Here is a 22,717-nt window from a genome sequence, read left to right on the forward strand (position 1 = left end):
AAAATAATATGTGACATATACTTAAGAGGTATAAAGAAGTTGCTTTGTCGTGATGAAACATGCAATATCAGCTAGCTATTCTTTAGAGGGATAACATGCAAAGTTTGCAAACACTTGCACGAGGATTTGTAGTGCTAGAGAGCATAGCTAAACATCAAGGGCAGCTTACGATTGCCCAGTTAGCTCAACAGCTCGATATGAATAGAACTGTAATTTACCGGCTTGTTCATACATTGGTAGAAATTGGTTATGTGCATTTGCCTGATCAGCAGCATTTGGCCCTAACAGCCAAGATTTTACCTTTGTATCGGGGGTTTGAGCAGAGCATACCAGCGCAAAGCCAAACTGTACTTGAGCAGTTATCGGAACAAAGTCAGGCTGTTACAGCATTGGTCATGGCTGAAGGGAATGAATGTGTCGTGGTAAAAACAGCATGTCATTCATCATCTTTTTTACAGCTAAGTTATCGTTTGGGAACAAGACATCCTATCGGTGTTGCAGCAGCTGGTATTGCGGTCGCTTGTACTTATCCTGCTGTTGAAAATGAAAATGCAGAAATCCAGCTTGCAAGAAAACAGGGGTATGCTTTTTCACAAAACGTATTACAGATAGGAGCAGTCGGATTATTTGTCCCTGTTCCCAACCGCCATATGGCGATTGGAACGATGGGTTTCAATGAGATTGAAATTGATCAACATCTTCCTTTACTCAAACAGGCAGCACTTAATCTAATGTTTTAGAAATCCTGAATAACGTGTTCTCGAACATAATTTTCAACAATTTCAGGCTCAATTCGAATAATTTTTTGACCAAAGCTTCGAAGCCACCAAACTAATTGTGAGGTTAAAGGAACAGTAGCTGAAATTTGATATAGACCATTTTCAAGTTTTTCAATGGTTTGTCCGGTACTCAATTGACTTTCAGTAAAATAGTGTGCGTCAGCTTCTTGCATAGTGAGTTTTAGATCGACATTTTCCGTTGGTTTATTAAAATCAACACGGAAACCTAACGCTCCAGAATCAATATAACTGTCAATATCAAAGTCAACCGGGTGTAATGCACGCGAGTCTAAAACTTTTGCAGATTTAAAGCGATGCAAGGCAAATGTTTGTACATCGGATTTATCATGTCTGGTACAAACCAGATAAATGATTGCACCTTTTTGTACTAAGCCAAGCGGATTTAAAGTATATGTACGATCTTCACCCTGATGTCCGCGTGCCTGATATATGCATTCGATCTGTTTATCTTGTAATAAACCTTCATAAATTGCCTGTTGGGCATTGCGTTCAACCACAGGTGGTATTAAAGGTTGAGTCGCTGGTACAATCCGTACGCGATTGATCCACTGCCGCACGTTGTTTTGGGTAGAAAGGCTACGTCTGGCGAGATCAAACCACGGATTCATTTCATCAATTAAACTGGGTGGTAACAGGTGTTTTAGATGCTCCTCAACCATCATAAAGGTCACTGCTTGAGAGCTGGTCATATGGGGTAGGCTTTGAATTGGTGCGTCTGAGCGCCAACGCCAGCCTTGAGGAACAGTTTTGTTGCTTTCGATAGGAAATCGTTGAGAGATCTGATTTAAATCACGTTGAATGGTTCTAAGACTGATATCAATTCCTTCACGTAACAGAATTTCTTGTAATTCACGTGTCCCCATCCACTTGCCAGTAGATAATCGGGAAAGAATTTGCCATTGTCTATATAAGCTATTAGACGTTTCTTTTTCTTGTGTAGACATAGTTTCTATAAAATTGAACCTGTTCAGGATTAAAGATCGATATACATACTGAGCTAAATGTAAGTGTCTAGGCAGAAAAGTTCAAGTGAAGTTCGGTTTTTTTAATTGTAAATTTTAGAACTGCTTAAAAAATGTAATAAATTATAAAAAGGTAAGTATACGTAAATATAGTGTGAAAATATGTTTAAAAGCACGTGGTTTTACCAAAGTTGGTATATAAAATGGGCGTGGATAATTTTTAGCTTTGTTTGAAATGTCTAAAAGTTTACCTGTTTTTATTTAAATATTATGGTTGAGGTGAGCCAGTTAGAGGCAAAGCATGAATTCTTCATTTTAGTTTCGTAATTTAATATCGTAGATAAAACAAGCAGATGAAGAGAAAGGAGAAAAACAATGAACATGCGAAGTTCGAAAATAGAAAGTGTATATTGGTTTGGACGACATCTTTATCGAATGCACTACTTATCTCATCAAGTTCCGTTTCAACAAAATGATAAAGCGTTAAATTTTTCCAGAGCTTTTTGCCTACCTGCTTTTGATGCCAGTTCTTTAAATGATTTGCTTTATGATCATAAACAACCTTTTTCGTTTTATAAACAATTTCAAGTCATCAAAAGGGACTTGGTTGATATTAAAGGTTTATTATCACAGCAAACTTTTCAGCAGTTATCAGAGCTTGCAAATCAGGCAACTGAAAACACTGTAAAAATCTCTCAACTTATTAATGAAAGTAAAATTATTTTAGAAAAAGAATCACATGAAATTTTATTGTTTTATCGTTTGGGTAAACATATTGAGCGATTAGATATTCAATTAAAACTAGGTATGTCTGTTTCAAATAGTGTCACCAGTATTGCACCTATGATTCAGCTACTACATGCGCGTGGTGGATGGGGAAGCCTGTCGGAAGCATGGTTAAAATTTAAAAAATTTTCCGATATGAATCACTTTTATCATTTTAATGACCAAATGCAATGCGCTTTTGAAGTCAATCACTCTTAGGTTGACTTCTGTTGTTCATGATATTAATAAAAACTACAAAACAATATCAATATTCCAATTAATTATAACCTTATATATAAAATAAGATTTTGAAAAATATATATTAATTATATGATTAATTACATTTCCATATTTCGATACAACTGAATAAATATTGATCATTGAGTCCTTGTGACTTTAATGCACTAATAAAAAGAATGACATTCGCTCAAGATTGGCATCGAAGTTGCTTATTTAAAACTACAAGGTATAAAAATAGCTGAGGTTCTTATGTTGAAAGAAGACAGTGAGAACATGATTCTGGATGGCTATGATCTAGAGAATGAAAAACTCGCACTTGCACAGTCTGCTCAAGGGGAATTTTTGCAGTCCAGCACAGCTTATTTATTTGATCAATTAAAATCTGAATTTTTTAATGAAATGTTGGATGATTGTTCGATGTCTTTGGGGGCTTCGAAGAAAATTGAAGAATGGCTCTGTCAGCATAGTCTGGAAAGTTTAAAAGCATTGAATGAGGTGGCAAAGGAACATTTTTTATATAACGGCATTACGTTTACTGTCTATGGGGAGTCAGAGGGTATTGAGCGGACTATTCCATTTGATCTAATTCCTCGGGTCATTGCGAAACAGCAATGGCATAAAATAGAACAGGGTTGTTCTCAAAGAGTGCGCGCCTTAAATCTTTTTTTAGATGATATTTATCATGGTCAGAATATTCTAAAAGATGGCATTGTTCCCTCAGCACATGTATTGAGTCACGAGGCTTATTTGCCACATATGTATGGGCATGATTTAAAAGGGAAAATTTATAGCCAAATTAGTGGTATAGATATTATACGTGATCATACAGGTGAATTTTATGTACTTGAGGATAACTTGAGAACACCCTCAGGTGTTTCTTATATGCTTGAAAGCCGTAAAATCAGTGAAAAATTAATGCCTGATTTGTGTGCACAAAATCAACTGCAAGGTATAGAGCAGTATCCACAGCTACTCAAAGAAATTTTGACTGAGAATGCTTATGTAGATCAACCATTTATTGTTGTACTTACACCCGGAAAATATAACAGTGCCTATTATGAACATGCTTTTTTAGCACGTGAGATGGATGTTCCGTTGGTGACTGGACATGATTTATTTGTTGAAAACTGCAAAGTTTATGTGAAAACAGTTTGGGGAAAACAGCAGGTTGATGTCATTTATAAGCGACTTGATGATGCATTTATTGATCCTTTGTGCTTTCTGCCAGAAAGTACCTTGGGTGTAGCAGGCTTAATGGCCGCATATTTGCAGCATAATGTACTCATTGCAAATGCACCGGGTACGGGTGTGGCAGATGATAAATCTATCTATCCTTATGTAGATAAAATGATTGAATATTATCTTTCTGAAGAACCTATTTTAAAAAATGTTCCTACTTATCAATGTCGTGAAAAACATGATCTGGACTATGTAATGACGCATTTACAAGATCTGGTGGTTAAAGAAGCCCAGGGTTCAGGTGGTTATGGAATGTTGATTGGCCCCAAAGCGACATCTACGGAAATTGAAAGTTTTAGAAAGAAAATTCTCGCCCGACCTCATTTATATATTGCACAGCCGACACTGGATTTGTCTGTATCACCGACATTGACAGGTCAGGGAATCGCAGAACGTCATATCGATTTGCGACCATTTGTTTTAAGTTCACCTTATCGCACTGAAATTGTACCAGGTGGATTAACCCGGGTTGCAATGCAGCAAGGTTCTTTAGTTGTCAATTCTTCTCAAGGTGGAGGAATTAAGGATACCTGGGTAGTTGACACTTTGCATTCATAACACTGATTAGGAGCTTGCTATGATTTTACTCGGTAGTAATGCAGAACATATTTTGTGGATTGGCCGATATCTGACTCGGGTACAGTATTTATGTGGTCAGTTTCCATTTGTAGATGATGAGTCTGCGATACAGTTTGCCCGTAGTTTTGGGATACCTGCTTATAATGCGACTTCTTTGAATGAGTTTATTATGGATTCTCGCCAATCCATATCATTTCAACAACAGTTTAACGTAATTAAAAGTAATATTCAGGATTTACGTGGACTATTATCGAAAGATAACTGTGCTGTACTCAATCAACATATTAAGCACGCCTCGCTACAGTTTACCCATATTTGTGGTGTAGTGGAGTTGTGTCATGAAGTCTTTCAAAAGGAAAGCGAAGATATTTATTTATTTTATCGTTTAGGTGTCATGCTGGAACATTTGGATCGGGATATCAGATTCGGTTTAAATTGTGCAAATACACTTGAGGATATGCAATGGATAGTTAACAGTTTACAAATCAAAGGTTGGCAATTAGATCATGTCTGGAAATCATTAAAGCATTATCCGGATCAAAATCATTATTTGCAGTTTTGTGATCATGTTCAGTATCTATTTGAGGTGGATGTATGAAGCTGATGATCAATCACCAGACGCATTATCAATATACCGATTATGCTCAAAACAGTATTCAGTATATTAAAATGATCCCTCAAAGCAATGAACATCAAAGTGTTTTATCGTGGGATATTAGTGTCCCTGGTAAAAAGTCTTTGGGGAGAGATGCTTTTGATAATATTTGGCTGACAACATCGCAGCGTTTTAAATACCTGCAGATGGTGATTATGGCGCAAGGTGTTGTGGAAATTCATCCAGATGTCAATATGTCACGAGATAATGGTCAGATAAATCCATGTCTATTTTTACAGCCTACAGTGAGTACACTACATAATCAGGAAATGTTTGATTTTGCGAAGAATCATGTACCTGTGGTTAACCATCGTAATCTGGTTACATTGGCACAGGCATTACTGGAACATATGCCATATAGTAGTTTCAGTACGAATGTGACGACTTCTGCGATCGATGCATTTCAGGCACAGCAAGGGGTGTGTCAGGATCATAGCCATGTGTTTATTGCAATGTGTAAAGCTTTAGCTATACCAGCGCGTTATGTTTCAGGTTATCTTTATGTCGAGGATAAAACGCATCTGGCGAGTCATGCATGGACAGAAGTGTTTATTAATGATTCGTGGTATTGTTTTGATATCAGTAATCAATTATTTAGCCCAAGTGCACACATTTATGTCGCAACAGGGCGTGATTACTGGGATGTTGCTCCTGTCAGAGGTGTAAGGCAAAAGGGTGGAATAGAAAGCATGCAGTCTATTGTTCAGGTTTTAGCCTGTTAAAGACTGACATGATGAAGGATGATTTATGACTTATTGTTGTGCGCTACGTTTAAAAGATGGTCTGGTTTTTATTAGTGATACACGAACCAATGCTGGTGTAGATCATATTTCTGTATTTCGTAAGCTTTATAGCTTCGGTATAGAGGGTGAGCGTTTCATCACAATTCAGACCTCTGGCAACCTGGCGACTACTCAATCTCTTATAGGACATCTAAAAAATCAGCTGGATACTCATCAGGAACCTAATCTTTATAGTGTGCATACCATGTTTGAAGTTGCTGAGCTGGTGGGTAAGACACTTAAGACTGTGATTGCTGATGTGACTTCGGATACGCAAGAACAGAGTAATTATTATTGTAGCTTGCTGGTTGGCGGGCAAATCAAAGATCAGGAAATATCATTATATAATATTTATCCTCAAGGAAATTTTATTTGTGCAACCAGTGACACTCCATATTTCCAGATTGGGGAAAGTAAATATGGTAAACCTATTTTAGATCGAGCCTTAAGTTATGAAATGCCCTTAGAAGAAGCGCTGCGTTGCAGTCTTATTTCTTTTGATTCTACCCTAAGATCAAATGTATCTGTGGGGATGCCATTAGATGCATTGATTTATCAAAAGGATAGTTATCATATACCGACCGGTAAAAGGATAGATGAAGAAGATCCTTATTTTGAACATATTAGTAAATCATGGTCAGATACGTTAAAAAAAGGTTTGCAAGATTTACCTGTACCGACCAGTGATTATTTTGAATAATTTTACCAGCCCAAGAATTAATAAAACCCAAGTTTAAACTTGGGTTTTATATATGAGGGAATTAGATTTTTTTACGAATAGGACGAGCACTCATACGGCAAAGCAATTCGTAACCAATAGTACCATTTGCCTCAGCAACTTCATCAACAAGACGATCTTTGCCCCAAAGTTCTATAACTGTGCCTAAAGGAGCATTTATGCCAGTAACATCTATTGCGATCATGTCCATTGCGACACGTCCAATAACACAAGTCAGTGTTCCGTTTATTGAGACATAGTTCTGTTTTGGAAATGCACGAGGGTAGCCATCACCATAGCCAATAGACACAATAGCAATGTCCATTTCAGTTTCTGCTGTAAATGTAGAACCATAACCAACAGATTCACCTGCTTGAATATGATTTAATGCGATAATTTCTGCTGTAAAAGTCATCACTGGTTTGAGATTTAACTCTTTTACAGATTTGTCAGCAAAAGGGGACGCACCATATAGCATGATCCCTGGGCGAACAAAATCAAAATTTAATTCTGGCCACTTGAAAATAGCTGCCGAATTGCAACAAGATCCCATTACTGGTTCACATGCGGCTTTGACCTGCAAGAATTGATTTTTTTGTTGTTCATTTAATGGATGCTGATCACTATCGGCATTTGCAAAATGCATTGCTAAAACACAGGTAAAACCTTCTGCTTTAAGTGAATTAATGACCTCAATAATTTCAGGTACTTTAAAGCCCAAGCGGTTCATACCACTATTGAGTTTAACCCAAACTTTCAGATTTTTAGCAATATACTGGTCTTTGTATTCACGTAGCCAGTTGAGTTGTGCTTGGTGATGGATAACAACTTCAATGTCTTTTTCAAGAACTTGTGCCATTTCATCACTGCTAAAAACACCTTCAATAAGCGTAATTGGTTGGGTATAACCTAGCTCACGGATTTCAAGGGCTTCTTCTAGGCAGGCGACACCAAAGGCATCTGTAGAACTTAAGGCTGCAAGACAGTCTTTTACTCCATGTCCGTAAGCATTGGCTTTGACCATACTGACGACTTTAGCGTTGGGTGCAAGTTGTTTGACACGGTTTAAATTATATTGAAGTGCTGCGGTATCAATATAAACTGTTGCTTGACGCACCTGAATTGCTCCTTATGTCATGATCACAACAATCTGAAACCAGTCAGGATTAAACTCAACTGATTTTGAAAGATGGTGATCATTTTAGAATTTAAAACTTTCTACAAAAATAAAAAGAACATTGAAAAATGAATGCATTATTGTAGTCCTAACCCTATTAAATAAACATCAGCATTTGAGTTTTGTTCAATGTAAATTTAGATGAAAAAGCAAAGATTAAAATTATTTTCCATGCTTACTGGCTTGTATTTTAAAATTTAAAGTCTATAAGCTAAAAAGCCTCTTTGAATATTAAAGAGGCTTTTTAAAATTATTCTTCATCATCGTATTGCGCATAGTATTCAGGAGATAGATTACTAAAGCGTGTATATTGTCCTTCAAAAGCTAAACGTACAGTACCAATAGGACCATTACGCTGTTTACCAATGATGATTTCGGCTGTACCAGCTTCTTTGGATTCCTTGTTATAAACTTCGTCACGATAAATAAACATGATCAAATCGGCATCCTGTTCGATTGCACCTGATTCACGTAAATCTGACATGACAGGTCGTTTATTCGGACGGTTTTCCAGAGATCGGTTAAGCTGTGAAAGTGCGATTACAGGGCACATCATTTCTTTTGCTAAAGCTTTCAAGCTTCGTGAAATTTCACCGATTTCACCAACACGGTTATCACCCATACCTGGAACCTTCATCAATTGCAGGTAATCGATCATGATACATCCAAGTTTCCCGCCGTGCTGTTTGGCGATACGTCTTGCACGGGCACGTACTTCAGTTGGAGGAAGGGCAGATGAGTCGTCAATGTATAAATGTTTTTCCTGAAGCTGTAAAATTGTGCCTGTAACTTTTGACCATTCATCTCCATCGAGTTTACCTGAACGTAGATGCCCTTGATGGACTTTTCCATAAGAAGAAATTAAACGCATTGCAATAGAGTCAGCAGGCATCTCCATTGAAAAAACCAGTGCAGGAAGATCGCAGTTAAATAAAACACTTTCTACCAGATTCATGGCAAACGTTGTTTTACCCATCGATGGACGCGCTGCAACAATGATCATGTCACCAGCTTGCATTCCCGAGGTTTTATTATCAAGTTCTAAAAATCCAGTGGTTAGACCTGTAATGTTTCCGTCCAGCTGTGATAGTTCATTTAATTTATCAAAGACATCAGCAACAACAGAAGTAATGGCTTTAGGACCTTGTGCTTTGGCATTATTATTGTGTTGTTCGGCGATTGAGAAAATATTGGTTTCAGCAAGGTCTAAAATTTCACTAACATCACGACCTTTGGTGTCATAAGCATTTTGTAAAATCTCATTGCCTACTTTGATCATATTTCTCAAAGTTGCAAATTCTTTGATTTTTGCGGCATAGGTTTCAAGGTTATAAAAACTTGAGGGTGAATCTGCCATAAGTTGCATTAAATATTCTTCACCACCAATGGCATCAAGTAAATTTTGCTTAATCAACCAGTCGTTTACTAAAACAGCATCATATGGCGAGCTTTCTTGTGCCAGTTTTTCTATTGCGCGGAATATATATTTATGACGTGTTGCATAAAAGTCATTTTCATTCAGGGTGTCACTGACTTGCTCAAATGATTCAGCAACAGTCATGAGTGCTGCGAGAACTGCTTGTTCAATTGCCAGATTATGTGGTGGCGTGCGAAATTCTTTTAACTGACCAGATTCGTTATTTTTACTATCAGTTTTCGCAGAATTGGTTGAAACTGTGGCAGTAGCCTGAGACATATAAGACCTTGATGTTAGTAAAGCAATTAATCAGTCAATATTGACTAAGCTATCATAATTTAAAAAATTAGAAGTATCTAACAGGTAAAGCTGATAAGTAAGAAATATTAGTAGAACTCAGTATAAGGATTAAGCATAAAAATCAAGGATAAAAAAAGAGCATGCAAAAGCATGCCCTTTTTCTTGCTGGAAATTACTCAGATACGATAGTAACGAGAACTTCAGCAACAACATCATGATGCAACTGGATTGCGATGTTGAATTCACCAGTGTTACGAAGCGCACCGTTTGGTAAGCGAACTTCAGCACGGTCAACAGCAAGACCTGCGTTAGTTAACGCGTCAGCGATGTCACGTGTACCGATTGAACCGAATAGTTTACCTTCATCACCAGCTTTCGCAGTGATTACGATATTTACTTCGTTCAATTGGTCAGCACGTGCTTGAGCAGCAGCTAAAATTTCAGCTTCTTGTTTCTCAAGTTCAGCACGACGAGCTTCAAAAGCAGCAGTGTTAGCTTCTGTAGCTGCAACTGCTTTACCTTGAGGGATAAGGAAGTTACGGCCGTAACCAGCTTTAACTGAAACTTTATCGCCTAATTTACCAAGGTTTTTAATGCGTTGTAATAAGATAATATCCACGGCTCAACCTCACTTATGATTGTCAGTGTAAGGAATCAACGCTAAGTAGCGAGCTTGTTTGATAGCAAGCGCTAATTGACGTTGATAACGAGCTTTAGTACCAGTGATACGGCTAGGAACAATTTTGCCGTTTTCTGTGATGTACTGTTTTAAAGTGTCGATATCTTTGTAGTCGATGTACGTAACGTTCTCAGCTGTAAAGCGGCAGAACTTGCGACGACGGTAAAAACGTGCCATTGATGTTCTCCTTAAGCTTCAGCAGAATCGTGTGCTTGTTGTGCTTCTTCACGTTGAGCTTTACGCGCACGTTTTTCTTCAGCACTCTTAGCAAGTAATGATTCTTCAGTGATTGCGTGTTCACGACGGATCACGATGTTACGGATGATTGCATCGTTGTAACGGAACAATTCAGCTAATTCGTCAAGCGTAGTTTGATTACATTCAACATTCATTAAAATGTAGTGCGCTTTGTGAATTTTGTTAATTGGGTAAGCCAATTGGCGACGGCCCCAATCTTCTAAACGGTGAATTTGACCTTCAGCTTCTTTGATGTGAGAGATATAGCGTTCAACCATACCTACCACTTGATCGCTTTGGTCAGGATGTACCAAAAGTACGATTTCGTAGTGACGCATTGTCAGCTCCTTACGGTTTATACAGCCCCTAACATGAGTTAGAAGCAAGGAGTCACAATCCAGATAAACAGATTGTGTCGCAAATTTGCGAAGCCAGTATTATAGGTAAAACATCCTGTAAATACAAATGAATCATGAAATATTTATTTATTGAACTGATATTTTTATCAAGAACCTAATTTATGAAAAACAAGAAAGATGATGCATTTTAAAATACGAGTTAAAAACAATTTCATAATAGCTGAAACTTATTTAGAAAATTGATTCTTAATAATATTTTAGTCTTCCATAGCTTCAGTAGAATCATTTATGATGTGGAAAGGGAAATAATATTTTGATTCTTTTTTAGCTAAAAATGGCAGAAAAAGATTTATAAAATTATTTTTTCTGTGCAAAGGATCCAGAGCTAGATTGTCTTCGCAGAAAATAGTGATTTTGCCATCAGTAACATGGTTTTTGGATAACATATAGGGGGTATTCGTTGTTTGTAATGGAATAGCAGTTGTCCCGCAATAGATATTTTTATGATCGTAAGCAATTTGTTTACTGGAATATGCTGTATTGAACGTATGAAAATTTTTGATAGTCGCTTGATCAACCCGATAAAAACGACCTTTAATTTCTAGAAATATCTTTTTTTTATATTGAAAATAGTAACTATGATTGAGTCGTTCACCATAAGTAGAGATTTTTTGTCCCAATGTATTTGCGGAGATTTTTGCATATACGACATAACTCGCGTAAAAGAAACACAAAGAAATGACTGAAAGAGCGAAAATGGGTAACAAGGTAATTGAATTTTCTTGAATTGTGTTTCTATCAACCATATAAAATCACTTAAAACTCATGTTTCTTATACTATAAGAAAATAAAATGATCCTTAAACTCAGGATTGGCATAAAAATAAGACTTTAACTCAGATTCACCATTTTGCACTAGAGCTATTGAATAAGGTAGGTCTACATTAAAGACTTTATTAAATTATTGTTTATCGTCTGTAATTGTGTTTGTACCTTGAGATAGCTAAAGGGCATATATCTTTTATATTGTCACAGAATAATCTTAAAAGTTCCTGATCTCACAGCGTATTTATTTATGAATGTAGAGATACAGAATTAAAATTTAAAAGCGTAGAGGTGAATGATGTTTAATATAAAAATTTGCTAGGTCAGGCAATTATGACAAAGAATATTATAGCAAAAATCTTGAGCTATTAAGTATTTTCTTTAACTATAATGAATTTTTGATATGTGATCAGAAATATTAATTTTAAGGTAATAAAAATAAAAAAAGATAGAGAAGAACTCTATCTTTTAGAAAATTGAAAGGTGTGGAGCTGGGGAGATATAACTAAAACTAAAGCTCACACTTAAAGCTGTAATTAAAATCACCGAATATGAAAAATAGCTTTTAGCCCAAACCTGATCATTTTCAGCTTTGAATCCAATAATCGATAAATATAACCAATAAGCACAGAGTACGTTAAAGGTAATCAAGAAGAAAATATTGGTGTAGCCGAAACAATACAATCCATTTAGAACAGCTGCAAATAGAATGACATAAATCAGCGACTCTACTTTGGTACGAAAAACTGTACGGGCAACTGGTAAAATTGGAATTCCAGCGTTTTTATAATCATCAAAACGATAGATTGCAATTCCCCATGAGTGAGGCATTTGCCAAATCCCATACGCTAAAAAGATGAGCAGGGCAGCAACGTCAAATTCATTTGAAACAGCAGTGTATCCAATTACAGGTGGACTGGCACCTGAAATACTACCAATCAATGTTTGGTGAATAGTAGTTCGTTTAGTCCAGAGGCTATAAAAGAAGACATAGACTACAAAGCCTAAGACAGCAAAGCCAAAAGCATATGCATTCACAAAGAACCAGAGTAAAGCAAAACCAAGGATACCTAAAATTGTTGCATACATAAGTGCAATTTTTGGGGTAATCGTTTTTCTTACCATGGCGCGGTTTTGTGTGCGCTGCATTTTTTGGTCAATGTCTTGGTCAATGACATTATTCACAACACAGCCTGACGCAACAACCAGAGATGTTCCGAGCAGAGTGATGAGAAGTAAAAGGAAATCTACTGAACCTTGAGCGGCTAAGAAAAAGCCGCCCAAAGTGGTAACGAAGTTACCAAAGAGAATTCCTGGCTTAGTCAGGAATAAATATTTTTTCAACATGACACCCGTTTAGAGCATCATGTTTGAATGTAAATAGTTCATGATCCATACAGAACCAATTAAAAGAACTGCGATACACAAAATTGTGTATACGAATGCAATTACATTCCAACGTTGTTCTGATGAAGAGTTCATGTGCAAGAAGAAGACCAATTGCACAAGAACCTGAATCACAGCTGTAATGGCAATAACACTAACCAGTAAGCCGCGTCCGAAACCGCCAGACATTACCATACCGAAAGGGATAATGGTAAGAATAACAGAGAGGATAAAACCAACTGTATACTGTTTTACGTTGCCATGAGCCGCGCCAGCAGCATTATGATCGTGACTCATTATAGAACTCCTAATAAGTAAACAACGCTGAATACACAGATCCATACGATGTCAAGGAAGTGCCAGAATAAGCTTAAGCAAGCAAGACGACGTGTGTTTGGAATAGTCAAACCATTTTGTTTGATTTGGATCATCAACACGATCATCCAAACTAAACCAGACGTTACGTGAATACCGTGCGTACCAACTAAGGTAAAGAACGCAGATAAGAACGCACTTGTACTTGGACCATGACCAGCATGAACTAAATGATTGAACTCATATAATTCCATTCCGATGAATGCTGCACCGAAAATAAAAGTCACGATTAACCAGGTAATAACTTGGTTAACATTCTTTTTATATGATGCAAGTACAGCAAAACCAAAGGTCACAGAAGAAATCAAGAGAGCAAAAGTTTCAGTTAATACGAAACCTAAAGACTCACCAAACAATTCTTTTGGACTTGGTGTTCCAGGTGGAATGTGACTGCTTAGAACAGCGAATGCAATGAAGAGTGTACCAAATATAATCAAGTCACTCATCAAATAAGTCCAAAAACCAAAGACAGTGATGTCGGTATCATCGTGATGATGTTCATCGTGTCCATGATTTTCGTGATGAAGTACTTCAGCCATTTTACTTAGTCCTTCTTCAAATGTTGTTCAAGTAACGCATAACGTTCATTTTCGATACGTTCAACTTCAGCAGCAGGAACATAGTAATCCACTTTTTTCGTGAATGAACTTCTAATGAAGCTGATCACAGCGGCTACAAATGAAACCACAACTAACCACCAGATGTGCCAGATTAAAGCAAAGCCCATCACAGTGATGATTAGAGCAATGATAACGCCTGCATCACGGTTAGTTGGCATATGAATGTCGACATATTTTGCAGGACGAGCATACGCTACACCATTTTCTTTGTCAGTCCAGAAGCGGTCAATGCCACTACCATTTGGAAGTTCTGCAAAGTTATAGAATGGGGCAGGAGATGAAGTAGACCATTCGAAAGTACGAGCATCCCAAGGGTCACCTGTTACGTCCATATTGTCTTTACGTTGTAAGAAACCAACAACAATTTGCATAACGAAACAGAAGATACCAATCGCAACCAGGCATGAACCGAAGAAAGCGATAGCTAGGTAAGGATCCCATTCTGGATTGTCATATGTATTCAAACGACGAGTCATACCCATAAAGCCTAGGATATAAAGCGGAATGAATGCAAAATAGAAACCAAAGAACCAGAACCAGAAAGATGCTTTACCCCAAGCTTCATTTAACTTCCAGCCAAACATTTTTGGCCAGTAGAAAGTGATACCCGCAAGCATGGCGAATACTACACCACCAATAATTACGTTATGGAAGTGAGCAATCAGGAACAATGAGTTGTGTACTAGGAAGTCAGCTGGTGGAACAGCCATTAATACACCAGTCAAACCACCGATACCGAAAGTCACAAGGAAACCGAGTGTCCAGTACATTGGTGATGTGAAAGTGATACGCCCCTTATACATAGTGAATAACCAAGAGAAGATTTTCACACCTGTAGGGATCGCAATAATCATGGTCATGATACCGAAGAACGCGTTAACGTTGGCACCAGCACCCATCGTAAAGAAGTGGTGAACCCATACCACGAATGCTAAAACAGTAATCGCGATAGTTGCATACACCATTGATTTGTAACCGAACAAGCTTTTGCGAGAAAAAACTGGAACGATTTCTGAGTAAATACCAAAAGCAGGTAATACCAAGATATATACTTCAGGGTGACCCCAAGTCCAGATCAAGTTCACATAAAGCATTGGGCTACCGCCAAGCTCATTCGTGAAGAAATGGAAATCAAAGTAACGGTCAAGTGTCAGCATTGCAATAGTTGCAGTTAACACTGGGAATGATGCGATGATCAATACTGCTGTACATAGTGATGTCCAGGTAAGGATCGGCATATCCATAAGTGTCATGCCAGGCGCACGCATTTTTACGATTGTAACAAAGAAGTTTACACCCGTTAAAAGCGTACCAAGACCAGAGATCTGGAGAGCCCAAATATAGTAATCAACACCAACACCTGGTGAATATTGAATACCTGATAGAGGAGGATAAGCCATCCAGCCTGTAGCAGCGAATTCACCAAGAACAAGTGAAGCCATCATTAGACCAGCAGCACCAGCAAATAACCAGAAGCTAAGAGAGTTTAATAATGGGAAAGCAACGTCACGTGCACCAATTTGAAGAGGTACAGTGATGTTCATCATACCTACAACCAGACCCATTGCTACGAAGAAGATCATAATTACACCGTGTGCGGTGAAGATCTGATCGTAATGGTCTGGGTGTAAGTAACCTTCACCGCCGCCACGTGCCAGAAATAATTGTAAACGCATCATGATCGCATCTGCGAAGCCACGAAGAAGCATCACAATAGATACGACGATATACATGATACCAATTTTTTTATGGTCTACCGATGTAAACCATTCTTTCCAGAGGTATCCCCATTTTTTAAAATAGGTGATACCGCCAAGAAGCGCAATTGCACCAATAGCCATAATGACCATTGTTACTAGTACAATTGGCTCTTTAGGGATCGCATCCCAATTGAGTTTACCTAATAACAACATGTCTTATTCCTCTACAGAAGCAGCATGTTCAGCATCTGCATGGGCAGTATGGTCAGCACCATGATAGTTGCTCATGTATTGATTGATTACTGAATCAAATAAGTTAGGCTCAACCGAAGAATAATAAGTTACAGGATGAGGCTTAGTAGGGAATGGACCTTTACGTTCAGCTTCTTCTGCAAGGGCTTTTTCTTTAGGAGTGTGAGCATTGTTAACCATTGCTTCAATTTGGTGTTTAGAACGGTTACCATCTTTTAGTGTTGCAAACTCTTGCTTATCCAAAACAGTTTTTTGAACAGCTTCAGGATTTACAGATGTACCGTTACCCGCTTTAACAGCAGTAACCCAGTTTTTAAAATCAGCTTCAGTAACACTGTGAGCTTTGAAGCGCATTTGAGTGAAACCATAACCACTATAGTTAGATGAGAAACCACGGTATGTACCAGTTTCATCCGCTAACATATGAAGTTGAGTTTTCATACCCGCCATTGCATAAATCTGGCCAGACAAAGATGGGATGAAGAAAGAGTTCATCGTAAAGTTTGAAGTGACCTGGAAATTGACAGGAGTTTGCTCAGGGAAACGTACTTCGTTAATGGTTGCTATTTCTTGCTCTGGATAGATAAACACCCATTTAAATTGTTCAGCAACAACTTGAATAGTTAATGGTGCTTTTTCTGAATCTAGAGGGCGGTATGGGTCATATTTATGTGAACCCCACCATGTTAGATAAGCTAAAATACCAATAATAATAACTGGGATACCCCAAACTACAATTTCAATAGCAGTTGAGTGTGCCCAAGTAGGTTTATAGTCTGCATCTTTATTTGACGCGCGATATTTCCAACCAAACCATAATGCCATAAGAATTGATGGAATAACCACCAAAAGCATCAAATAGATCGCAGTCATCATCAAGTCACTTTGACCTTGTGCAACTGGACCTTTAGAGTTTAGAAGTACTATATCACCACCACACCCTGTTAAAAGTGCAGCAAGCGTTGATAAAGACAATACAGCTAAAATCGTTTGTCTCATTTTACAACCTCGGTGAAGAGTCCCATTCCCTTATAAATATGGGATAGCGATTAAAGTGTCGCATGATTGAAAACTGATTTAGATTTAAATCAAGCATATTCTCAATCATGATACACCGCTACGTTGTAGGGCATTATGCCTTATATCTACAAACTTAGCTATATGTTGAAGGGCTAATTATTGGATGAATAAAACCATATTCTTTTGGTCGGAATAGTCATGCTGAATGCATATTTTTATTTATTTTTAAATGTTTAGTGAAGAAAAAAGGCGAAAAATCGCCTCTTTATTCAGTTGAAATATCTATTACTTTAGTTTTTGCTAAACGGTCATGAAGAGCGTTATTTCCTTTTGAGAAAAATAGTACGATGTCTGCAATGAAAACCACGACTAATACAGGGAAAATACTCACCACTTGAGAAAGTACGATAAAAAGAAATGAACGGATGAAGAAACCACGTAATTGACCTGGAAGTTGATTGGTTTCTGCATCGACTATCTGTAATTTGAAAATTTTCTTACCAATAGATTGACCAGATTTGGAAATAAGATAATTTTGAATAAACAATAAGCCAAAAGTATAAGCCAATAAAGCGATTGGAACCCAGTTTGGCATATTGTCTTTTAACATTTCAGCCAGTTTAATTTGATCATCGACAGAAAAATTTGTGGTTTGCTGGAAAGCCTCTGCTGGCATAAAAATCATGGTCATAATGATTTGTGGAAGAATAAATAATGCTAAATCAATTAGTTTGGCACTTATTCTTTTCCCAACAGTAGCAGCTTTTACCTGAGCTCGAGGAGATCTTTTGACTTCAATATTTTGAATTGAAGAAGGCTGGCTGGTCAAAGAGTGCTCTGTTTGAAGAGTTTCTGATGGATTCACACCTTGCGGTTGATATACAAGTTTGCCTTGTGTGAGTTCACCTAAAGCTTTCCATTCAGTCATACCTTGATGCCAGGCTAGATCTGTTAATAAAATTTGTTGGTCGGCAAGCATCTGGTTAACTTGCTCCAGACTGTATGGTCCAGCTTGTTGATTATTTCGCGCCAAGTAAATTTGCATAAATCTTAAATCTCAAAATATTACTTTAATGTAGGTCAAAGCCTGCACGTAGGCGATTATATTTCAAAATTATTTAAATGAAATAAAAAAGCCCTTTAATATACATATATTTACACTCAATGAGTAAAGCTAAAATTGAGTAGTACAAATGGTTAAAAAATTAAGTGCAACTGCTCCATGTTTTATGAACACAATGTAATTTCAAAGTAATTACAAAAGTTTGTCTTAGGTAATGTATGCCTAGCTTAAAACAATTAATACTATACACTGTGTAAAACTATGAGCGTAGTAAAAAATACGTTTCAAATCTGAATAACGGCAAGTGCATGACCTTACCACCTTAAATGACACTTTGGAAGAAATGATGAATCGTTGTTTATTGGATATGGTAAAAAACTGCAACCGGATTTTAATATTGAATAATGATCTGGAAATAAAAAAGCCTGAAACTTTCAGGCTTTTTTCATTAAGAATATAACTATGCTAAGAACTGGTAAGTTTCATTGTAATAACACCGAAAATAATTGATCCCGCTGCGATTAGCCTCCAAACTCCCATTGGTTCGTGCAATACGAATATTCCGATAAGGAAAGCACCGACAGCACCAATTCCGACCCATATGGTATAAGCTGTCCCGAGAGGTAAGGTTTTCATAGCAACAGCCAGTAAGCCGAAACTTAGGATCATAAAGAAAATTGTAATGACACTTGGTGTTAACTTTGTGAAACCTTCAGACAATTTCATAGAATAAGCCCAAACGATTTCGAAAAGACCAGCTAGCAGTAGATATGCCCAAGCCATTATGATGTTGCTCCAATATTATTATAGGTCGTCCTGGAGTAAAGAAAGGATAGAGTTAAGAGGTCGTCCCCTTATAGTTCTAACATATAAATTTTAGATAAATAAGTAAAGGATTTAATCAAAGAAATTTCATAAAATGATATGGATATAATTTAGAGTTATTCGCTATTTTTAGATCTGAAATTTATAAGATATCATTGTTCTGAAGGATTCCAAGATAACTTCATTTTGTATATCAATATAAAAAAGGCCCTCTTGAGGGCCTTTTTTATATGCTATGAATTAAGCTTGTTTGGTTTTCTCTTCAGCAAGGAAGAACCAGGTATCTAAAACCGAATCTGGGTTAAGAGATACTGATTCAATACCTTGTTCCATTAACCATTTCGCAAGATCTGGGTGATCTGAAGGACCTTGACCACAGATACCAACATATTTGCCAGCTTTACGGCAGGCATGGATTGCCATTGAAAGTAGTGCCTTAACTGCAGGATCACGCTCGTCAAACAAGTGAGAAACAATACCAGAGTCACGGTCTAAGCCAAGTGTTAACTGAGTCAGGTCGTTTGAACCAATAGAGAAACCATCAAAGTGTTCGAGGAATTGTTCAGCTAACAATGCATTCGTTGGCAACTCACACATCATGATGACTTTAAGTCCATTTTCTCCACGTTTGAGACCATTGAGAGCCAATAATTCAATTACACGTTTCGCTTCTGATACAGTACGTACGAAAGGAATCATGATTTGAATATTGGTTAAGCCCATTTCGTCACGAACTTTTTTGAGTGCACGGCATTCGAGTTCGAAGCAATCACGGAAGTTATCTGAAACATAGCGGCTTGCACCACGGAACCCAAGCATTGGGTTTTCTTCTTCAGGTTCGTATAATTTACCACCAATCAAGTTTGCATATTCGTTTGACTTAAAGTCAGACATACGAACAATGACAGGTTTGTCTGCAAATGCAGCAGCAAGTGTTGAAATTCCTTCGACCAATTTTTCTACATAGAATTCAATTGGAGATGCATAACCCGCTGTACGAGCAAGTACAGCAGCACGAGTTTCACGTGGTAAACTATCAATATTAAGTAATGCTTTAGGATGTACACCGATCATACGATTGATGATAAATTCTAGACGTGCAAGACCAATACCTTCGTTTGGAATTTGAGCAAAGTCAAATGCACGGTCAGGGTTACCGACGTTCATCATGATTTTAAACGGAAGTTTTGGCATGGATTCGATAGAGTTCTTTTGAACCTCGAAATCTAATGCACCTTCGTAGATGAAACCTGTATCACCTTCAGCACAAGAAACTGTTACTTCCTGACCATCAGTTAATACTTCAGTTGCATTGCCACACCCAACAATTGCTGGAACACCCAACTCACGTGCGATAATCGCAGCATGGCAAGTACGACCACCGCGGTTAGTTACGATAGCAGCAGCTCGTTTCATTACTGGTTCCCAGTCTGGGTCAGTCATGTCTGAAACAAGTACGTCACCATCCTGAACTTTGTCCATTTCTTTAATAGACGTAACAATACGGACTCTACCAGAACCGATACGTTGACCGATTGAACGACCTTCACAAAGAACATTACCTTTTTGTTTAAGGAGATAACGTTCCATTGTGCCAACGTTTTCACGGCTTTTTACTGTTTCTGGGCGTGCCTGAACGATGTAAAGCTGTTCATCATCGCCATCTTTAGCCCATTCGATGTCCATAGGAGCACCGTAATGTTCTTCAATAATAAGTGCCTGTTTAGCAAGTTCCTGAAGCTCTAGATCATTTAAAGCAAATTGTTGGCGATCTTGTTTTTCAACATCTACAACAACAACTGATTTGCCAGCAGCACCTTCTTCACCATAGATCATTTTTTGGTGTTTAGAACCAAGATTACGGCGAAGGATAGCGTGTTTACCTGCTTTTAATAATGGTTTAGATATATAAAATTCGTCAGGGTTAACTGCACCCTGAACAACCATTTCACCCAAGCCATAAGACGCTGTAATAAATACTGCATCACGGAAACCAGATTCAGTATCTAGTGTAAACATTACACCAGCAGCACCAGTTTCAGAACGAACCATACGTTGAACACCAGCAGAAAGGGCAACAACATCATGGTCAAAATTTTGGTGAACACGGTAAGCAATAGCACGGTCATTATATAAAGATGCAAAAACTTCTTTAATTGCAATCAATACATTATCAATACCACGGATGTTCAAGAAAGTTTCTTGTTGCCCAGCAAAAGATGCGTCTGGTAAATCTTCTGCTGTTGCAGATGAACGAACGGCAACCGCGATGTCAGGGTTGCCGTTTGAAAGAGCTGCGAAAGCTTCGCGAACTTCCTTTTCTAATTCGGGTGTAAGTGGGGTTTCAACAATCCATTGACGAATTTTTGCACCTGTCTCAGCAAGAGCATTTACATCATCAACATTTAATTGTCTTAACTCAGCCTGAATTTTGGCATTTAAGCCACTTTGTTCAAGGAATTCACGATAAGCAGCAGCTGTTGTTGCGAAGCCACCAGGTACTGATACACCTGCATTAGCTAGATGACTAATCATTTCCCCTAGAGATGAGTTTTTACCACCCACGATCTCAACGTCGTGTTTCCCTAATTTTTCCAGACCGATTACGCGCGCTTCCAAAGTTCTACTCCACTTTTGCAGTATTAATCACTATCTTGGCATGAAATTATAACAAAAAACTTAGTATATTGATTTTACTAAGCGACAGTCATGTAAGATCAGTTTACTATAAAGATTATATAGCACTTAGACAAATATTTGAGGAGAATTTTAATGTCAGAAAGTAAAGAAATTAAGCGAAGTGTATTTTTTATATCAGATGGGACGGCAATTACAGCCGAAACTCTTGGGCACTCTTTGCTGGCACAGTTTCCAAATGTAGATTTTGACATTCATATTATTCCTTATATTACTTCAGAAGAAGCTGCAATGAATGTTGTAGCAGATATCAATAAACGTGCAGAGCGTGATGGGGAACTGCCACTGGTTTTTGATACTTTAGTCGATCCTTATGTCAGAGACATTATTAATACAGCAAATGCGGTAAATCTGGACGTGTTCGAAGGTTTGATAAGTAAGTTGTCGGATGTATTGGGAACACCGCCTACAACTTTAGTCGGGCAGACCCATGCCGTTACTGACTCAGAATATTATAAAGCACGTATTGATGCAGTTCATTTTGCTCTGGATAATGATGATGGTGCCAGAACACGTCATTATGATAAAGCAGACCTGATTCTCATTGGTGTTTCACGTTCAGGTAAGACTCCAACTTCAATCTATTTATCATTACAATTTGGTATTCGTGTTGCTAACTATCCACTAACTGAAGAAGATTTGGATGATAACCGTCTACCAGCAGTACTTCGACCACATAAAAGCAAGCTTTTTGGGTTAATGATTGATGCAGAACGTTTGGTGGCAATTCGTACAGAACGTAAGGCGGGAAGCCGTTACGCAAGTTTTCATCAATGTGATATGGAACTGAGAGCGATTGAAGGGATTTTTATATCAGAGGGAATTAAATATTTAAATGTTTCAGAAATGTCTATCGAGGAAATTTCTACTCGTGTTTTACAGATGACTGGGTTGAAACGTCGGATAGGTTGATTCATAAGAATATATAATAAGCTTAGATTTTATTTCTATCTAAGCTTTTATGACAAAATGTTAGTGCAACAAAATATTTTATATTTCAAATAATTTATCAGCAGTGAATTTGATGGTTTGCTTGTGTTTTTTAT

22 protein-coding genes are annotated in these 22,717 nt (G+C 37.6%); 7 read left to right on the plus strand and 15 right to left on the minus strand.

The window, feature by feature from the left end:
- Nucleotides 1-95 precede the first annotated feature (95 nt).
- On the plus strand, nucleotides 96-740 hold the full coding sequence (locus tag KPC_RS06620) for an IclR family transcriptional regulator (RefSeq protein ID WP_121973618.1): 645 nt from the start codon (nucleotides 96-98) through the stop codon (nucleotides 738-740).
- Here the strand turns inward: KPC_RS06620 and KPC_RS20590 are convergent.
- Complete coding sequence (locus KPC_RS20590) at nucleotides 737-1,744, minus strand: helix-turn-helix transcriptional regulator (RefSeq protein ID WP_121973619.1); 1,008 nt, start codon at nucleotides 1,742-1,744, stop codon at nucleotides 737-739. The two genes, KPC_RS06620 and KPC_RS20590, sit on opposite strands and share 4 nt — an antisense overlap.
- A 393-nt stretch (nucleotides 1,745-2,137) precedes the next feature.
- On the opposite strand from KPC_RS20590, the gene KPC_RS06630 reads away from it, so the two are divergent.
- From KPC_RS06630 to KPC_RS06650, 5 genes are all read left to right on the plus strand, one after another.
- Nucleotides 2,138-2,746, plus strand: coding sequence for a hypothetical protein (locus KPC_RS06630; protein ID WP_121973620.1), 609 nt, complete (start codon nucleotides 2,138-2,140; stop codon nucleotides 2,744-2,746).
- Between the two features lie 270 nt (nucleotides 2,747-3,016).
- Nucleotides 3,017-4,564 (plus strand): circularly permuted type 2 ATP-grasp protein, encoded by a 1,548-nt coding sequence (locus KPC_RS06635; RefSeq protein WP_121973621.1) that lies wholly within the window; start codon nucleotides 3,017-3,019, stop codon nucleotides 4,562-4,564.
- Between the two features lie 19 nt (nucleotides 4,565-4,583).
- On the plus strand, nucleotides 4,584-5,183 hold the full coding sequence (locus tag KPC_RS06640; protein ID WP_121973622.1) for a hypothetical protein: 600 nt from the start codon (nucleotides 4,584-4,586) through the stop codon (nucleotides 5,181-5,183).
- Nucleotides 5,180-5,962: a transglutaminase family protein gene (locus KPC_RS06645; protein WP_121973623.1), complete on the plus strand. Its 783-nt coding sequence runs from the start codon at nucleotides 5,180-5,182 to the stop codon at nucleotides 5,960-5,962. The genes KPC_RS06640 and KPC_RS06645 overlap by 4 nt, the downstream gene beginning before the upstream one ends.
- A 25-nt stretch (nucleotides 5,963-5,987) precedes the next feature.
- Complete coding sequence (locus tag KPC_RS06650) at nucleotides 5,988-6,722, plus strand: proteasome-type protease (RefSeq protein ID WP_121973624.1); 735 nt, start codon at nucleotides 5,988-5,990, stop codon at nucleotides 6,720-6,722.
- Nucleotides 6,723-6,783: 61 nt separating this feature from the next.
- On the opposite strand, the gene alr is transcribed toward KPC_RS06650, so the two are convergent.
- The 14 genes from alr to ppsA form a co-directional block, all read right to left on the minus strand.
- On the minus strand, nucleotides 6,784-7,857 hold the full coding sequence (gene alr, locus KPC_RS06655; protein ID WP_121973625.1) for an alanine racemase: 1,074 nt from the start codon (nucleotides 7,855-7,857) through the stop codon (nucleotides 6,784-6,786).
- Nucleotides 7,858-8,167: 310 nt separating this feature from the next.
- A complete protein-coding gene (gene dnaB / locus KPC_RS06660) occupies nucleotides 8,168-9,613 on the minus strand; it encodes a replicative DNA helicase (RefSeq protein WP_121973626.1) in 1,446 nt (481 codons plus the stop codon).
- A 193-nt stretch (nucleotides 9,614-9,806) separates the two neighbouring features.
- Nucleotides 9,807-10,253, minus strand: a complete 447-nt coding sequence (gene rplI, locus KPC_RS06665) for a 50S ribosomal protein L9 (RefSeq protein ID WP_121973627.1) — start codon at nucleotides 10,251-10,253, stop codon at nucleotides 9,807-9,809.
- Between the two features lie 9 nt (nucleotides 10,254-10,262).
- On the minus strand, nucleotides 10,263-10,490 hold the full coding sequence (gene rpsR / locus KPC_RS06670; RefSeq protein WP_004719336.1) for a 30S ribosomal protein S18: 228 nt from the start codon (nucleotides 10,488-10,490) through the stop codon (nucleotides 10,263-10,265).
- A gap of 11 nt (nucleotides 10,491-10,501) precedes the next feature.
- A complete protein-coding gene (rpsF, locus tag KPC_RS06675; protein WP_121973628.1) occupies nucleotides 10,502-10,888 on the minus strand; it encodes a 30S ribosomal protein S6 in 387 nt (128 codons plus the stop codon).
- A 278-nt stretch (nucleotides 10,889-11,166) separates the two neighbouring features.
- Nucleotides 11,167-11,715 carry a hypothetical protein gene (locus KPC_RS06680; protein WP_121973629.1) on the minus strand — a complete coding sequence of 183 codons (549 nt, stop codon included), beginning with the start codon at nucleotides 11,713-11,715 and terminating at the stop codon, nucleotides 11,167-11,169.
- 486 nt (nucleotides 11,716-12,201) lie between these two features.
- On the minus strand, nucleotides 12,202-13,080 hold the full coding sequence (gene cyoE / locus KPC_RS06685; RefSeq protein WP_121973630.1) for a heme o synthase: 879 nt from the start codon (nucleotides 13,078-13,080) through the stop codon (nucleotides 12,202-12,204).
- A gap of 9 nt (nucleotides 13,081-13,089) precedes the next feature.
- The gene (cyoD, locus tag KPC_RS06690) at nucleotides 13,090-13,419 is read right to left on the minus strand and encodes a cytochrome o ubiquinol oxidase subunit IV (RefSeq protein ID WP_121973638.1); all 330 of its coding nucleotides are present in this window, start codon (nucleotides 13,417-13,419) and stop codon (nucleotides 13,090-13,092) included.
- A complete protein-coding gene (gene cyoC / locus KPC_RS06695) occupies nucleotides 13,416-14,033 on the minus strand; it encodes a cytochrome o ubiquinol oxidase subunit III (protein WP_121973631.1) in 618 nt (205 codons plus the stop codon). The genes cyoD and cyoC overlap by 4 nt, the downstream gene beginning before the upstream one ends.
- Nucleotides 14,034-14,038: 5 nt before the next feature.
- Nucleotides 14,039-16,027 (minus strand): cytochrome o ubiquinol oxidase subunit I, encoded by a 1,989-nt coding sequence (gene cyoB, locus KPC_RS06700; protein WP_121973632.1) that lies wholly within the window; start codon nucleotides 16,025-16,027, stop codon nucleotides 14,039-14,041.
- 3 nt (nucleotides 16,028-16,030) lie between these two features.
- On the minus strand, nucleotides 16,031-17,065 hold the full coding sequence (gene cyoA, locus KPC_RS06705) for a ubiquinol oxidase subunit II (protein WP_121973633.1): 1,035 nt from the start codon (nucleotides 17,063-17,065) through the stop codon (nucleotides 16,031-16,033).
- A 286-nt stretch (nucleotides 17,066-17,351) separates the two neighbouring features.
- Nucleotides 17,352-18,131, minus strand: a complete 780-nt coding sequence (locus tag KPC_RS06710; RefSeq protein WP_121973634.1) for an RDD family protein — start codon at nucleotides 18,129-18,131, stop codon at nucleotides 17,352-17,354.
- A 483-nt stretch (nucleotides 18,132-18,614) separates the two neighbouring features.
- The gene (locus KPC_RS06715) at nucleotides 18,615-18,932 is read right to left on the minus strand and encodes a DMT family transporter (protein ID WP_121973635.1); all 318 of its coding nucleotides are present in this window, start codon (nucleotides 18,930-18,932) and stop codon (nucleotides 18,615-18,617) included.
- Nucleotides 18,933-19,214: 282 nt separating this feature from the next.
- Nucleotides 19,215-21,593: a phosphoenolpyruvate synthase gene (gene ppsA / locus KPC_RS06720; RefSeq protein WP_121973636.1), complete on the minus strand. Its 2,379-nt coding sequence runs from the start codon at nucleotides 21,591-21,593 to the stop codon at nucleotides 19,215-19,217.
- A 153-nt stretch (nucleotides 21,594-21,746) separates the two neighbouring features.
- Between ppsA and ppsR the strand changes: the two genes are divergently transcribed.
- A complete protein-coding gene (gene ppsR / locus KPC_RS06725) occupies nucleotides 21,747-22,583 on the plus strand; it encodes a posphoenolpyruvate synthetase regulatory kinase/phosphorylase PpsR (RefSeq protein ID WP_121973637.1) in 837 nt (278 codons plus the stop codon).
- Nucleotides 22,584-22,717: the final 134 nt, after the last annotated feature.

Source organism: Acinetobacter stercoris (assembly GCF_900323515.1).
Lineage (GTDB): Bacteria > Pseudomonadota > Gammaproteobacteria > Pseudomonadales > Moraxellaceae > Acinetobacter > Acinetobacter stercoris.